Source organism: Photobacterium sp. WH77, from assembly GCF_022014395.1.
Taxonomy (GTDB): domain Bacteria; phylum Pseudomonadota; class Gammaproteobacteria; order Enterobacterales; family Vibrionaceae; genus Photobacterium; species Photobacterium arenosum.
Map to the genome: position 1 here is coordinate 121,091 of NZ_JAKLTE010000012.1, position 14,142 is coordinate 135,232.

Here is a 14,142-nt window from a genome sequence, read left to right on the forward strand (position 1 = left end):
CCTGTCGCTTTACTGTGGCTGAACACCTTCCCCTGTTAACCCGAACAGGGGCAGGTGTTTTTCTTTACTGGCTGTCAGGTAACGGCGTGCGGAATCCGCTGCGGATATTCAGGGCGACAATCAGTGCAAAGACCCCGATCACACAGCCAAGCTGCCAGGCCTGATGAATGCCCAGCTTGATCAGCGCCATACTGACCAGGGCTGAAAGCAACATCTGCCCGCCACCGGATAACGCGGCCACAGTGCCAGCCTGTTTGCGGTACGGCAGCATCACCTGCGACTGGGCGCAAGGCATTGCGATGCCATTACCAAACACCATCAGGAACTGGCCCAGCATCATCATCAATGGTGTCAGCGGTGTCAGAATTAACCAGGCCGCCGCAATGAGATGGATGGCAGGTGCGAGGTACAGCATGCGTTTGGTGCCGATTTTTGGCCGCAGCCAGCTGACCAGAAAACCACCGCAAAACAACCCTGCAGTCGGCAGGAGAGCCCAGAGGGCGTATTCGTCTGAGGTCATGCCAATCTGAACCTGCATGATAAAGGGCATCAGCGAGATGGTGGTGACGACCAGACTGAAGTTCAGCCAGCCGATACTGGCAAAACTCAGAAAATAGCGCGACAATAGCAGGGAGTGGTAATCCGCAGCGACTTTCCTCACTGAAGGCACAGCTTGTTTGTCGTGCATGGTCTCTTTGAACATCAGGCACAATGCAAACCACACCAGGGTGATATAGCTTGCCAGCACGATAAAGACCGACAGCCAGCCAAAGTGGTGGTTAATGAAACCGCCAATCACGGGCGCAAAAATCGGCGTAAACGAGGCCACCATGGTCAGATAAGACAGCGCCTGCGGCAGTTGTTCACCTGTGTACGAATCCCGTGTCGAGGCGCGGGCCAGCACAGCGCAGCAACCCGCCCCCAGTCCCTGCATCAGGCGACCGGCCACTAAGCCGTAAAAACTGTCGCTGGCAAGGATCACCAGAATCAGACCGGCCACTGCAAGCAGGATTCCGGCTAACAGCACGCGGCGACGGCCTAAGGCATCTGAGATCGGGCCGTAGATGAATTGCGACGGACCGAAACCGAGTAAGTAGACCGAAATCAGCAGCTGAGCCTGATCGATGGATATGCCAAAGTCTTTGGCTATCCAGGGCAGGGAAGGAAACACCAGCCCCATGCCAAACTGACCTATGCTGATGGTCAGGCAGGCCAGTAAAATCGGACGCCAGTAAAAAGCGGCTGACACCGCTGATCCCTCTGCCTTCTCGGCATCAGGTTTCGCCATGATAGCTGTCCTGATCCTCGCGCTTGATGACCTTGTGCCCGTCTTCCGTTACCCCGTGTTTCCAGTAGCTGCTGATGTAACAAGTTTTGCGATCGAACTGATCCTGCTGGCTGATGTGCTGGCGAATGGCCCGCATAGTGCTGAATTCGCAGGCACACCAGATAGCTGGCTTTCCATCCGGCCAGCGCAGTTGCGTTACTTTCTCAGCCAGTGCGGTGCCTGAGCGTTCCCCATCCACCACAGTGATTAATTCAACGCCTGAGGGCAACTGCAGTGCCGGTAGATCCTGCTCGCTGCTGAGTGCCAGCACCACATAACCCTGGCTATCTGCCGCAAGGCGGGCTGTTTTGAGCTGAATGGAAGGCAGTGCTGTCATATCACCAATGATCAGTACCCAGTCACTGTCATCGGCCAGGCCCTGAATGGTATTTGGTCCGCCGAGGGAAATCTGTTCGCCTGGCTGAGTGTGCATGGCCCAGTGACACGCATAACCGCCTTGTTCCGGCGTGATCTCGCCTTTGTGTTGGTGCTCGTCTTTGCGCTGGCTTTTGTCCTTGTGGTGATGTTTGACAAAATCCAGCGCCAAGGTGCCCTGCTCTGGATCAAACTCACTGATGGTGAAGGTGCGCAGCACAGGTTTCTGACCCTCAGACAAAGTGCTCAGGTCGGTACTGCCGGCAGGAGTGAACAGCAGTTTGACATACTGACCGGCACTGTCGGCCGGAAGATGGCGGATATCTTCGCCTGTCAGAATCACGCGACGCATGTTCGGGCTGATATCAAACGCTTGCTGCACAGTAAATGATTTGGGTTGTAGTCGTTTTTGCATGTGTTGATCTCTGTTTGAATTTGGATTTACAGCTCGTGGCCGTGATGCTGCATCTTGGCTTTGACACGTTTTACCGTAGAAAGGCTGACACCGGTTTCGTCAGCCACTGTCTGCAGGGTTTTCCCTGCCTTGAGCAGCATGGCAATCTGGTGGTGCACTTCATGATTGGCACGGCGGCCGCGAAATTTTTCTTTCCATGCAGCTTTGTCCTGGCGCAGTGAATCCCGACCCGCCTCGGCGGCCCACAACCGGTGCTGGGTGTGTGAGTTCGCATAACCTTTGAGCATCAGCAGCAAGGCATCGGTGATTGGGCAGCCCGGTTTGAAGGTCAGTGGTTGGTTCACGGTATGGACGATCACGCCTTTGTCCAGTAATTGCTGAAGGGTCTGGTGGCAGGCATCGAAATTAAAACCGAGATCTGTCACCCAGCGGACGATCAACTGATCACCCGGTTTCAGGGTGTTGAATAAGTCGCGGTACCGGGGGCGCTCCTCAGCAGGAACGTTACCGCGGATCCCGGTTTCCCGGAACAGCCGCAGATTGGGATCATAATCGGTAATTTGCCGGATCAACGCTTCAGGATCGCTCATTTTCGGCGACAGGCGAATATAGCCGTACAGGGTGGGCATAGTGACTCCTTAACAGGACAGCTTCTGTCTGTGGTCTCAGAGATGGGTCATTTGGTGTGGCTCATTTGATGGTTATCATAGAGGTTCAAATTTGTTCTTGCAACACCAAATGAGCTATTTTGGGCGGGAGGGGGATAAGTGAAATGCATGCTGTTTAGCGCGCCAGATGGATTCCCGCCTGCGCGGGAATGACGTTAAGTTAATGAGTAATTTGAATTTTTTAGGTAATAGTGTGCTGGTGTGAATGACAGTAAGGCCATACGTAGAGTTTGGTTTTACTTGTGCGTCATGCTGTTGCTATAAATGTTTGTATTTGTTGTTTTTTTAGTCATCCCCGCGAAGGCGGGGATCCATAAAAGAGGGTGCACAGGAAGTCATTCTTGCAAGTAGTCATGTAAGCACGGGCTATGCCTGAGACTGTCGGACTTCCTGATGCAGCCAGTCGATAAAGGCCTGAGCACGGGTCATGCGCGGTGAGGTGCGGTCGTAAAATAAGGTGTAGCGGATACCCGGCACTAAGCCAATGTCAAAAGGCTTGACCAACAGGCCGTTTTCGATGAAATCACCGGCCAGACTCAGCGTGCCTAAACAGGCGCCGTGACCGGCCATGACGGCATTCAACCCCATTTCAAAGGTGCTGACTTCCATCCATTGTAAGTTCCCCTCGGGCACGTCAATTCCCGCCGTGTTAAACCAGCGCTCCCAGGTTAAATTACAGGTTTCAGCCCAGTGAATCAGCCAGCATTTCAGCAGCTGTTCCGGATGGGTAAACTGCATCGAATTGGCCAGTTCGGGTGAGCAGAGCGGATATACTGGTTCTTCATACAGCACACAGGACTGAATACTGTCACCAAGATGTACTTTGTGGCCCTGTCTGATGGCGAGATCAATACTACCGTACTTCATGTCAGGCGCTTCGGTAGTGGCATCGACCCGGATGGAAATATCCGGATGGATCATAGTGAATTTCCACAAGCGGGGCATCAGCCAGCGGGAGGCAAAAGATCGGGAGGTATTAACGGTCAGGATCCCCTCCAGAGGCTCCGCCTGAATGCGGTTCAGACCGGACAGTATATGATCGAATCCGCGTGAAACATCGGTATACAGGCTGGATCCCTGCGTGGTCAGTATCATGTTCCGCCCTTGCCGGACAAAGAGTTTGCAGCCCAGTACCTCTTCTAACTGGCGGATTTTCTGACTGACGGCGGCCTGACTGACATACAATTCTTCGGCGGCTTTGCTGTAGCTCTGGCGTCGGGCTGCCACTTCAAAGTAGCGTAATCCGGATAAGTACTGTAGTCGATTGTCCATAATCTCAGCTTATAGTAGGTGTAATGAATCATCGTTCGTGGCCGGGACTCATTATACGCATAATTCCTGCAGGCACTGTGACTGAAGGGGAATAAAATGATCAGAGTAGCACTGCAATGGGAAGTTGAAATTCAGCTGTTTAATCAGAAAAAGCCATGGTTATGGGGAAATCGGCAGAAAAAGACACAGTTGCAACCAGAATCATTCAGTCCGCACCTGAAGAAAGATATCGGGCTTGAGTCATCGCCCACACCGTCGAAGGACTATCAGAAATATTTATAGGTTTGTTGCTTTATGTTTGAGCCGAAAGTGATTTTGTCTGCCAGAGGCTAAGCCGGGGAACAGGGTGTGCAACTTGTTGAGTTTGTGGGTAACATGCAGAGGAGAAGGAAATCTGAGAGACCGAGATATGGAAGTGACCATTCGTGCTTTAACCCCTGCTGATATTCCTGCATATCGCGACATTCGTCTGGAAAGTCTGCGGTTACATCCAGACTGCTTTGGTGCCAACTATGAGGAGCAGCGGCAGCAGCCAACCATGCATTTTGAGCGCAACATTGCCAGCCAAAGCCCGCAACACACTATGTTGGGGGCGTTTGAGGGTGAAGAACTTATCGGTTTGTGTGGTGTGTCTGAACTGGAAAACCGGACGGCGCTGCTTACACAAATGTACGTTAAAAGCCGGTGCCAGGGCGCTGGTGTCGGCATGGCGCTGATCAACGCTGCCAGACACACGGCGGCTGAAAAGCATCAGGCTCGCGTACTCCAGCTGGATGTCTACCCGCATAACCTGGCAGCAAAACACCGTTATGAAAAAGCCGGTTTTCAGGTAATGGGCCAGACAGCAGACGAGCTGATTATGGCGCTGAGTCTGTCATGATTGAGATTCAGCATCTGGATGCGGCACAGATCCCGATGGCCCTGCTGCTGGAAGCTGATCCCTCTGAAGCCTGTATCCAGCGTTATCTGAACGGGGCTTATTGCCTGGCTGCTGTGGTTGATGTTGACGAGAGCGAAGAGAAAGGCGAAATAGTCGGGGTTTGTGTCGCTAAACCCATAGCAGAATACACATACGAAATCTTCAATTTGGCTGTTTATCCGGCATTTCAACAGCAGGGTATAGGCTCGAAGCTGTTAACTGCATTATTTTCCCGGTTGAGGAAGCAGGGTGTTCAATCGCTCGTGCTGGGAACGGGCACTTTCGGTTATCAACTGGCGTTTTACCAGCGGCTGGGGTTTCGGGTTGAGAGTGTCGCTAAAGATTTCTTTCTTGATCACTATGATGAGCCAATCTTTGAGCTGGGTATTCAGCACAAAGATATGCTGCGGTTGAGGCTGGATTTGTAACCGCTTCCTGTGAGTGAAAGTTTTGTGGTTGGGATTTTGGTACAGCTGAGGTATGTCGCGCTTGAGTTCAGTGGTTCACTTGGCATTGTGTGATGCGCTCCCGGCGCCGACAACCTAAAAATTCGTCCTGAATTTTCCCTTTGTGGAGTGGGCAACTTTGTTCTCTGAATCGTTGTTGGATAGAGCGTTTTCAGGCCTACATTCATTAAGTTACCTCTGTCATTGCCGCGCAGGCGGCAATCCATGCAGCGAGTACAGTTTTTACGTTCGGTTTTCACAAACCATGAACGTGATTCATAGATTAATGAAATTAAATCATTTTTATTCATGATTCGACCCAAGTATAAATTACTCTATTGTCAGCTTTATACAATCTTGCAGTTGGCTCTGATTGAGGCGATTAGGCCAAAATCAAACAACTGTGAAGATGACGGACTGGAAAAACAAAAATATAAAATTGTAAAGCCCGGAAAGAACAAAAAATAAATTCAGGATTATCTCAGAAAATTGGATGACAGGTTACCATGAATAAAGATTTTAGATTTACGATAAAGAATATTTGTTTCGATGAAAATTATCATCCTTCAGATAATACCCGTATCACAACTAACTTTGCTAATTTGGCGCGAGGAGAGAGCCGTCAAGAGAACTTGCGCAATACCTTAAGGATGATTAACAATCGTTTTAATGCTTTAGCAAGTTGGGATAACCAAAAAGGCGACCGTTATTCTGTCGAGCTTGAAATTATTTCAGTAGATATGGATATTGAAGGTAGTGGTCAGGCTTTCCCTTCGATTGAAGTATTGAAAACGAACATTGTTGATCATAAAACCAACGAACGGATTGAAGGCATTGTAGGGAATAATTTTTCCTCCTACGTGCGAGATTATGATTTCAGCGTATTATTGTTGGATCATAATAAGAATAAACTCAAATTTAGCATTCCGGATAATTTTGGTGAACTGCATGGTAAGCTCTTCCAATGCTTTGTTAATTCAGATGCATACAAGGCTAATTTCAGTAAGCCGCCGGTTATCTGTCTCAGTGTTTCGGATAGCAAGATCTATCATCGCACTGAAAACCAGCATCCTGTATTGGGTTTTGAATATCAGCCCAATGAGTCTTCGCTGACTGAGCAATATTTCAAGAAAATGGGATTGCAGGTTCGCTATTTCATGCCTCAAAACAGTGCTGCACCTTTAGCTTTTTATTTCTTTGGTGATTTACTGAATGATTATACGAATCTTGAGCTGATAAGCACCATCAGCACGATGGAAACATTTCAAAAGATTTACCGGCCTGAGATTTATAATGCGAATGCTTCAGCGGGAAAATTATATCAGCCCAATCTGAAGAATCAGGATCATTCATTAACTCAAATTGTTTATGACCGAGCAGAACGCAGCCAGTTGGCTATTGAGCAAGGTAAATTTGCTGAGGAACACTTCATCAAACCATACCAAAGTATTCTTGAGCAGTGGTCTGCTAATTACGCTTTATAATTAACGATAAATTACAATAGAGCCTATTATGAAAACATTATTACCGACTTCAACTTCTGGCAGTTTACCTAAGCCCTCTTGGCTTGCAGAACCTGAAACACTTTGGTCACCCTGGAAATTACAAGGTGAGGAGTTAATAGACGGCAAACACGATGCTTTACGTGTGTCATTACAAGAGCAACAACGGGCAGGTATTGATATTGTCAGTGATGGCGAGCAAACCCGTCAGCATTTTGTGACAACCTTTATTGAGCACCTCAGCGGCGTTGACTTTGAACAACGTAAAACAGTGAAAATCCGTGACCGCTATGATGCGAGTGTACCGACAGTCGTGGGTCCTGTGAGTCGCCCCAAGTCGGTTTTTGTTGAAGATGCCAAGTTTTTACGTCAGCAAACCAATCAACCCATTAAATGGGCTCTGCCTGGTCCCATGACGATGATAGATACGCTTTATGATAACCATTATAAAAGCCGCGAAAAACTTGCCTGGGAATTTGCCAAAATCCTCAATCAAGAAGCCAAAGAATTAGAAGCCGCTGGCGTTGATATCATTCAATTTGATGAGCCTGCTTTTAATGTGTTTTTTGATGAGGTCAATGACTGGGGCATTGCGGCTTTAGAAAGAGCCATTGAAGGACTTCAATGCGAAACGGCTGTACATATTTGCTACGGTTACGGCATCAAGGCTAACACAGACTGGAAAAAGACCTTGGGCTCAGAGTGGCGACAATACGAAGAAGTGTTTCCCAAACTGCAGCAATCGAATATTGATATCATCTCACTGGAATGTCACAACTCGCGTGTTCCAATCGAGCTACTGGAACTCATTCGGGGTAAAAAAGTCATGGTAGGAGCGATTGATGTCGCAACCAATACCATTGAGACACCAGAGGAAGTCGCCAATACCCTGCGAAAAGCACTGCAGTTTGTCGATGCTGACAAGCTTTATCCTTGCACCAACTGTGGCATGGCACCTTTATCCCGTGACGTCGCAAGGGGCAAGCTGAATGCCTTGAGTGCAGGTGCAGACATCGTCCGAAGAGAGCTACTGGCTTAGTACCAATATAGAGATGATTAGCAGGGTTAGCAGCCGGATTACCTTGCGGCTTAATTGGGTTTTTGCACAAACCAAACTGCTCTGCAATGATGCATGGCGAGGATATCTTCCTCGCCTTGATCTATACGTTTACAAGGCCGTCCATGGGCTGTTCGGAGCGCCCGGTTCGTTATTGAGTGTCCACCACATGGCTTGGTACACCACGCCATTATGGGTGACGCGATCACCGGTTTGATAGGTGGCCTCCGCAGACCAGCTGGCCGCATGGGTGAAGTCCAACTTTTCCCATGGCCCGTGGGGATGGCCGGGTTCGTCGTTTTGGGACCACCATTTGGCCTGATAGACAAAGTGATTGAATCTGACGCGATCACCGGCGAGATAGACGGCATCTGGTTGCCAGTCTGTCACGTCCGGCAGAGTCTTCATATCCAGATTACCAACACCGATATTCATAGCATTGAGCAGATCGCCATTGTCCTGACCGTATTCCCACGAGAACAGGCCGCCGAGTTTTTTGCTGGTAGCCAGCTGGCCTTTGGCAATGATATCTGCCGGGTGATCAAAGCCGACAAACGCCGCATCCGATCCTCGCCATGCGTAGTGACACTGACAATCCGGATCGAAACGAATTTCGAAGCCGTTCACGCCTTGTCCGTCCGGACCGAGGATCTCATCTGAGATACGGGTATACGTCGCGATACCTTCGACATCCCAGGGATTCACCGCTTTCGGAAAACCGGCGGTCGCCACGCCACCAAAGGGCGATCCCTGAGGATTCAGTGCGACACCGTCCCAGCCCTTGGCATACTTGGCAACACCCAGTACGAGCTTTTCAGCTGGCATGCCTAAACCAAGCAGATTCTGAACCGCATCTTCAGCGCCAAAACCATACCCTTTGGCTAAGTTACCGCTATGGGTGCTTATCGCAGTGTGATGGCCGACATTGTCAGATGACCAGGCTCCGAAGAAGTCGTAGGTCATCAGGAAAATCAGATCCATGGCAGGCTCTGCCCGCTGGTAGTTGACCTTGGCGGTATAAGACTCCGCTGTCGCGATGGCTGATGTCACCAGATACTCACGGCTGGTTTCGGCGCTGAGTTTGTCCATCGCAGCCCGCAGATCTATCATCAGGTCGGCATAGGCTTCACCTTCTGCCCGGTTTTGCGGCCACTCCCAGTCAATATCCACGCCATCAAAGGCCGGGTTCGCTTTCAGGTAATCCACCATGGCCTGAACGAAAACCTGCCGGTTGGTACTGTTCATCGACATAGGGGCGAACGGGCCATCGCCGCCCCAGCCCCCGATTGATGGCAGAACTTTCAGGTGCGGGAAGCGGTTTTTCAGTTCACTGAATTGGGCCGAGAAGGCTTTATCAATCGTGCTGTTATTTTCAGCCAGCGTAAAATCTGGCTTGCTGGCGCAGGTGGCTTCGTGACCTGCCCGTTGACCCGGACCGCAAATATCTAAAAATGCGTAGAGAATATGTGTCAGGTTATTACCGTTGATCTGGCTGATACTGGCCGGATTCGACCAGTTGGCGGCATAAGTGGCCACCACATGGCCGCTGTTTTGCTGGAACTCACCATGTGTGCCGGTGAACAGATCAGGCTCAGTGGCATGACTATAGGCAAAAGTGTTTACAGCCATCAGCGCAAGCGCGGCAGGACACCATTTGAAAGCAGACTCAATCTTCATTGCTGATTCCTTCATTGTTGGATATCGCTTATATGGGATCAGTTTTATCTTGTCGGCAAGTGCTGCAGTTGTGTCATCACACGCTTCTGTGGTGGTGTTTAAAACAGTTTGTCACTGAGCAACTTGTTCTTTGCGGGAATATAGGATCTCTATCAATGTCTATTTTCCCTTGGGGAGTGCCATCAAAGTACATGTTAAGCCGTCATTCCCGCGCAGGCGGGAATCCATACAGCAAGTGTAATTTTGTGGCTGGGTGAGTATGTCGCGCTTGAGTTCGGTGGTTTAATTGGCTTTGTTTGACGCGCGCCAGGTACTCTTTGTGGGCCAAAGAGTACCCAGAAAGCCTTTTTTATTCTTTGGTGTTGTCCGGTGCGGTTGTAGGCGCTCCCGGCGCCGACAACCTGAAAATTCGTCCTGAATTTTCCCCTGAGGGAGTGGGGAACGCTGGTTTATTGCTCGTGATTGAACAGGCATGCTTCAGAGTTGTTGCATCATAATTGTGGTAGAACGCAGTTTTATACGTCCTCTTCCGACAACATTTGTCGACAGTTACGAACCGTTAGCACTCTGATCTCATGGCCTAAGCTGTAAATAATACGATAGTGACCGAAAATGATTTCACGATAGTTTGTGTGGGGTATTTCTGGAACAAAGCGCCCCATTTCAGGCATGCTTCCGAGTAACTTCGTTTTGTCGAAAACATCATTGACCCACTTTTCTGCAGCAGATGGATTATCTAAAGAGATGAACTCTGCTACGTTACCAAGCTTTTGAAGCGCTAAAGGAGACCAAACTACTTTCATTTCTTAATGCGTGCTAGCACTTGGGCGCGTGCATCTTCATGAGAAACACCCAGATCGGAAGCTAACTGAGCTTCTGCTGTGCGCATTTCTTCCAGTAATTCGATTTTCTCTTGCATTGCCTCGTACTCTGCAACGTCAAGAACCACAGCGACACCTTTACCACGTTGTGTAATTACTAATGGACGACGAGTCTCATTGATTTGTTTGATGTAAGAAGCGACACTTGCGCGAAATTCAGACAACGGCTGAATATCTTGATCGAAATGAATACGACTCATGTTGAACTCCATTTGGTACAAAATAACGTACAAATGATAGTTCAGCCAGCTGTGATGAGCAAGAAGTTGATGCTGCGTTATCACGAATGAGGGACCGCAATCGCGTCTGTTATCAGGATTTGGCCTCAAAGCCAGTGCACAAACCGAATGTCGAGGGGCAGTCCCTCTTGAGGCCTTTTACATCATGCACTCTTTCGCCGTTTTCGCTTGCGCGACACCTTTTTCGATGATTGCCAATACTTGATCGTTCTTCACTGAAGATACGATTTTATCTAGCAAATTTTCTGCTGTCGCCTCAGAAGAAACATCAACTAAGCAACTGTAAGAGTTAGAAATTTTATCTGTTGCTGCTGTAACCGCTTGATGGTCAGTGAAATCTGTGTTGATCAATGAGTCTATCGACTGAGTAAAATCTTGCGCCTTTTGGGTCGCATCACCAAAAACTTCAAGATTGAGATGATTCAAATCTAGCGAATCGGCTTTCTGCTGCAAACTATCGACTGCTTTGTTCGCTGCTGCTTGAGCCTCATCAATCGCTTTACTCGCATCATCACAACCCACTAAAGCGAGCATTAAAGTCAATGTGATTGCTGATTTTTTCATCTTAAGCCTCTGAGTAAGAAAGAGATGTCGATACTAAACGAAGGCTTAGAAGCAATGAACAAAAATACCGTAACAGGATACGACCATCACTTACTGGCTGTGTGCTAACGAATGACATGTACTCTCTCCTCATCAGGTTTTGCCACACTTGGTAAGTCTGATCCTGTAACTACCGGAGGCCGCTATCAACGTCTTTTGGCTGAAGGAAAAACCGAAAAAAGTTGCCATCATTGCATGCATCAGGAAATGATTGTCATCCTCAATGCGATGCTGTGGGATGACGTTTGATGGGAAGAAAAATGGCGTTAATTTAATGATTGACGCCATAGTTGTTTATTCGAATTACGTGTCGATACAAGTCTATCTACTCCCGTAACCCATCACCAAACTCACTAAAATCGTTAATTTCACTTAGCTTAAATCGATTATCAAGCGTAAAGCTCGTCCAACTCTCTTTAAATATTGGATCTGCATGTTCTTCATGGCTGTTAATATTTTTCTTCACCAGCATTTTCTTTGTCAGGTAGTTAATGCTAGTGACTACTTCTACTGTTGGCCCTCTGTTAGCACTTTTGTCATAACCAATTAGCTCAAAATCTGCTCCCTGATAACGAAAATTGTAGCGCCAGTGTCCATAGCGACCATGAGCGAAAAGGACATATAGATTTCCTTTTTCAATTTTAGTGTAAATATCTGGTACGAAGTATACACCGCCATCTTCTTCTTCCGAATAAAAGCAGTTTAGATTTTCAATGACTAATTCGTATTTTTGTTGGTTTCTTAAAGCAACAACGATCCCTCTTCGGTTGAGGTCTACTTCACCACGAAATTTATCAACAATAACTTTATTTGGGTCTGTTCCTTTTATGATTAAAACAACGTCCTCTTGACTATCTTTGTTTAAGTCACCATAAATCGTTTCAGTCACGAAGTATCCATCAGGAACCAATTCCCGCAAGGAATTATCAAGTCCATCATTATTTTGAGCAAAAGCACTCGTTCCCCAAGTAAGAACAAATGCTAAAAATATACTTCTCATTTTCCATCCCGATATCATTTCAGTCGTCATTCTAACGAATGACATGGACTCCCCCTCATTAGGTTTGTCACAACTGGGTAAGTCTGATTAAGAAATCGCCTGAGGCCATCAAGATGTCACTATCTATCAATAGCATTGATTTAGCCAAACATAGCTCCAGTATTCACGGTGAAGATCACCAAGGCAAAGTGTTGATTCACAAAATAATATCACGCTCAAAAAGTCCTTGAGACGTTGGCTAATATCCCACCCGCAATTATCGGGATCGAAGCCAGCCAGCCCCCCATAGCAGAGGCAAACCGCCACACCGCCGCCCTCCGGCGTTCAACCAAGTTATTTCCATAATAATGCAGCTTCGGGCTTGTCCAACACCCGGATAAAGTGTCGGTTGCGCGACACTTATCTTTATTTGTTAAATTGCATTGATGCCATATTCAGCTAGAGTAATACCAAAAAATGGCTCTAAAATATGTGTTTCGAATTCTGCCAATTCATCATTAGGTACTGCCGTGAATGTGGAACGATCATTTGGTGCCCACCATTTATGCGGACCATCATACCCACCATTTGGTTTCGCCGAACGTATAACTCTAAAAGGCCTCTCAGCCCAACCTTCACCCATTGACGAAAAAATATTAGCAGGGCCAGTAAATTGCCCCAATAGGTATACACCTCTATTTCCATGAGTTAGGTAAAAATAATCACCAACTTCGGCCTCAATAAATTGCTCTCCTTGTGTTTCAGAAGATCTACCTTTGGCGGCAGTATGTGCATGAACATAAACAAGCTTATTTTCTATAGAATCCGAGATTTCTTCAAATGAAAAAAAATCTGTACCTTGTGATAATTTCCAAAAATTTGGAATCATATATAACTCCTTGTGATGCAATTTAACGCTCTCATAAAAGGCGGAGCGTCAGCGACGTCCAGCCCGTAGTGCGATTGTTGATGCGTTTGTTGAACCAAGCCGCTGCGCGGCAGAGCTACAGCAGCCCATATACTGATCTCTGAACCCTGCCATCCGGGCAGCGGACTGGAGACCGTATCATGAACCCCCAACAGCAGTGCCATTTCGATGCGCTATACCAGCAACACCTTGATAATCTTATCCTACAAGGTAAGCGCCCGGCGACCGTTGATGCCTACAGCCGTGCGGTACGTCGTGTTTCTGCCTTTTTCGACTGCTCGCCTGACACGCTGACAACCGAGCAGTTACGTGCCTACTTCCGCCAACTCATCCACACCCACTCATGGAGCACCGTCAAACTCGATCGCAATGGCCTACAGTTCTTCTACCGCTATACCCTCAACAAACAGTGGACATGGCTCAAAATCGTCAAACCGCCGCAGGTCAGGCGGCTGCCCGATCTCCTGACGCCCCACGAAATGGGGCTGCTCATCACCATGACCCTGAACCAGGGAAAAATTCAGGACGAATTTTTAGGTTGTCGGCGCCGGGAGCGCCTACAACCGGCCCGGACAGCGCCAAAGAACAAAAAGGGCTTTCTGGGCACTCTTTATCCCTATAAAGAGTGTCTGGCGCGCATCGCACCATGCCAAAAGAGCCACCAGACTCAAGCGCGACATACCTTCGCTTAACCAGAATCCTCAGCCTTAAAAACCGAACTCGCTGTATGGATTCCCGCCTGTCGCGGAAATGACGGGGTGAAAAGTACATTGATGGCATTCCCACAGGGAAAAATTCAGGACGAATTTTTAGGTTGTCGGCGCCGGGAGCGCCTACAACCGACCCGGACAACG

15 protein-coding genes and 1 pseudogene are annotated in these 14,142 nt (G+C 48.2%); 6 read left to right on the forward strand and 10 right to left on the reverse strand.

Annotation, left to right across the window (positions count from 1 at the left end; translation table 11 throughout):
- Positions 1-64: 64 nt before the first annotated feature.
- From L6J37_RS13615 to L6J37_RS13630, 4 genes are all read right to left on the reverse strand, one after another.
- The gene (locus L6J37_RS13615) at positions 65-1,249 is read right to left on the reverse strand and encodes a multidrug effflux MFS transporter (protein ID WP_237795495.1); all 1,185 of its coding nucleotides are present in this window, start codon (positions 1,247-1,249) and stop codon (positions 65-67) included.
- Between the two features lie 25 nt (positions 1,250-1,274).
- Positions 1,275-2,117: a siderophore-interacting protein gene (locus L6J37_RS13620; protein WP_237795475.1), complete on the reverse strand. Its 843-nt coding sequence runs from the start codon at positions 2,115-2,117 to the stop codon at positions 1,275-1,277.
- A gap of 26 nt (positions 2,118-2,143) precedes the next feature.
- Positions 2,144-2,746, reverse strand: coding sequence for a recombinase family protein (locus tag L6J37_RS13625; RefSeq protein WP_237795477.1), 603 nt, complete (start codon positions 2,744-2,746; stop codon positions 2,144-2,146).
- Positions 2,747-3,151: 405 nt separating this feature from the next.
- Complete coding sequence (locus L6J37_RS13630) at positions 3,152-4,057, reverse strand: LysR substrate-binding domain-containing protein (RefSeq protein ID WP_237795479.1); 906 nt, start codon at positions 4,055-4,057, stop codon at positions 3,152-3,154.
- A 96-nt stretch (positions 4,058-4,153) separates the two neighbouring features.
- Here L6J37_RS13630 and L6J37_RS13635 point away from each other — a divergent pair, with 96 nt between their 5' ends.
- From L6J37_RS13635 to L6J37_RS13655, 5 genes are all read left to right on the forward strand, one after another.
- Complete coding sequence (locus tag L6J37_RS13635) at positions 4,154-4,339, forward strand: hypothetical protein (protein WP_192016191.1); 186 nt, start codon at positions 4,154-4,156, stop codon at positions 4,337-4,339.
- A gap of 127 nt (positions 4,340-4,466) precedes the next feature.
- The gene (locus tag L6J37_RS13640) at positions 4,467-4,937 is read left to right on the forward strand and encodes a GNAT family N-acetyltransferase (RefSeq protein ID WP_237795481.1); all 471 of its coding nucleotides are present in this window, start codon (positions 4,467-4,469) and stop codon (positions 4,935-4,937) included.
- Positions 4,934-5,404, forward strand: coding sequence for a GNAT family N-acetyltransferase (locus L6J37_RS13645; RefSeq protein WP_237795483.1), 471 nt, complete (start codon positions 4,934-4,936; stop codon positions 5,402-5,404). Before L6J37_RS13640 ends, L6J37_RS13645 begins: the two co-directional genes overlap by 4 nt.
- 524 nt (positions 5,405-5,928) lie before the next feature.
- Positions 5,929-6,906: a DUF1852 domain-containing protein gene (locus tag L6J37_RS13650; RefSeq protein ID WP_237795485.1), complete on the forward strand. Its 978-nt coding sequence runs from the start codon at positions 5,929-5,931 to the stop codon at positions 6,904-6,906.
- A gap of 28 nt (positions 6,907-6,934) precedes the next feature.
- The gene (locus L6J37_RS13655) at positions 6,935-7,963 is read left to right on the forward strand and encodes a methionine synthase (RefSeq protein WP_192016195.1); all 1,029 of its coding nucleotides are present in this window, start codon (positions 6,935-6,937) and stop codon (positions 7,961-7,963) included.
- A gap of 129 nt (positions 7,964-8,092) precedes the next feature.
- On the opposite strand, the gene L6J37_RS13660 is transcribed toward L6J37_RS13655, so the two are convergent.
- The 6 genes from L6J37_RS13660 to L6J37_RS13685 all read right to left on the reverse strand — a co-directional run bounded on the left by L6J37_RS13660 (position 8,093) and on the right by L6J37_RS13685 (position 13,249).
- Positions 8,093-9,658: a glycosyl hydrolase family 18 protein gene (locus L6J37_RS13660; protein ID WP_237795487.1), complete on the reverse strand. Its 1,566-nt coding sequence runs from the start codon at positions 9,656-9,658 to the stop codon at positions 8,093-8,095.
- Positions 9,659-10,173: 515 nt separating this feature from the next.
- Complete coding sequence (locus L6J37_RS13665) at positions 10,174-10,461, reverse strand: type II toxin-antitoxin system RelE/ParE family toxin (RefSeq protein WP_237795489.1); 288 nt, start codon at positions 10,459-10,461, stop codon at positions 10,174-10,176.
- Entirely contained in the window at positions 10,458-10,739 is a 282-nt protein-coding gene (locus L6J37_RS13670) for a type II toxin-antitoxin system Phd/YefM family antitoxin (RefSeq protein ID WP_027250707.1), read from the reverse strand. The genes L6J37_RS13665 and L6J37_RS13670 overlap by 4 nt, the downstream gene beginning before the upstream one ends.
- A gap of 177 nt (positions 10,740-10,916) precedes the next feature.
- Positions 10,917-11,342: a hypothetical protein gene (locus L6J37_RS13675; protein WP_237795490.1), complete on the reverse strand. Its 426-nt coding sequence runs from the start codon at positions 11,340-11,342 to the stop codon at positions 10,917-10,919.
- A 364-nt stretch (positions 11,343-11,706) separates the two neighbouring features.
- Positions 11,707-12,381 carry a hypothetical protein gene (locus L6J37_RS13680; protein WP_237795491.1) on the reverse strand — a complete coding sequence of 225 codons (675 nt, stop codon included), beginning with the start codon at positions 12,379-12,381 and terminating at the stop codon, positions 11,707-11,709.
- Positions 12,382-12,793: 412 nt separating this feature from the next.
- Positions 12,794-13,249 carry a hypothetical protein gene (locus L6J37_RS13685; RefSeq protein ID WP_237795492.1) on the reverse strand — a complete coding sequence of 152 codons (456 nt, stop codon included), beginning with the start codon at positions 13,247-13,249 and terminating at the stop codon, positions 12,794-12,796.
- A gap of 179 nt (positions 13,250-13,428) precedes the next feature.
- Here L6J37_RS13685 and L6J37_RS13690 point away from each other — a divergent pair.
- A pseudogene (locus L6J37_RS13690) lies at positions 13,429-13,824 on the forward strand (site-specific integrase); the annotation flags it as partial.
- Positions 13,825-14,142 lie beyond the last annotated feature (318 nt).

What these genes read in the sequence shown, in the direction of transcription:
- L6J37_RS13620 (WP_237795475.1), bottom strand. Translation starts at nt 2,117, where the DNA reads ATGCAAAAACGACTACAACCCAAATCATTTACTGTGCAGCAAGCGTTT.
- L6J37_RS13625 (WP_237795477.1), bottom strand. Translation starts at nt 2,746, where the DNA reads ATGCCCACCCTGTACGGCTATATTCGCCTGTCGCCGAAAATGAGCGAT.
- L6J37_RS13630 (WP_237795479.1), bottom strand. Translation starts at nt 4,057, where the DNA reads ATGGACAATCGACTACAGTACTTATCCGGATTACGCTACTTTGAAGTG.
- L6J37_RS13635 (WP_192016191.1), top strand. Translation starts at nt 4,154, where the DNA reads ATGATCAGAGTAGCACTGCAATGGGAAGTTGAAATTCAGCTGTTTAAT.
- L6J37_RS13640 (WP_237795481.1), top strand. Translation starts at nt 4,467, where the DNA reads ATGGAAGTGACCATTCGTGCTTTAACCCCTGCTGATATTCCTGCATAT.
- L6J37_RS13645 (WP_237795483.1), top strand. Translation starts at nt 4,934, where the DNA reads ATGATTGAGATTCAGCATCTGGATGCGGCACAGATCCCGATGGCCCTG.
- L6J37_RS13650 (WP_237795485.1), top strand. Translation starts at nt 5,929, where the DNA reads ATGAATAAAGATTTTAGATTTACGATAAAGAATATTTGTTTCGATGAA.
- L6J37_RS13655 (WP_192016195.1), top strand. Translation starts at nt 6,935, where the DNA reads ATGAAAACATTATTACCGACTTCAACTTCTGGCAGTTTACCTAAGCCC.
- L6J37_RS13660 (WP_237795487.1), bottom strand. Translation starts at nt 9,658, where the DNA reads ATGAAGATTGAGTCTGCTTTCAAATGGTGTCCTGCCGCGCTTGCGCTG.
- L6J37_RS13665 (WP_237795489.1), bottom strand. Translation starts at nt 10,461, where the DNA reads ATGAAAGTAGTTTGGTCTCCTTTAGCGCTTCAAAAGCTTGGTAACGTA.
- L6J37_RS13670 (WP_027250707.1), bottom strand. Translation starts at nt 10,739, where the DNA reads ATGAGTCGTATTCATTTCGATCAAGATATTCAGCCGTTGTCTGAATTT.
- L6J37_RS13675 (WP_237795490.1), bottom strand. Translation starts at nt 11,342, where the DNA reads ATGAAAAAATCAGCAATCACATTGACTTTAATGCTCGCTTTAGTGGGT.
- L6J37_RS13680 (WP_237795491.1), bottom strand. Translation starts at nt 12,381, where the DNA reads ATGAGAAGTATATTTTTAGCATTTGTTCTTACTTGGGGAACGAGTGCT.
- L6J37_RS13685 (WP_237795492.1), bottom strand. Translation starts at nt 13,249, where the DNA reads ATGATTCCAAATTTTTGGAAATTATCACAAGGTACAGATTTTTTTTCA.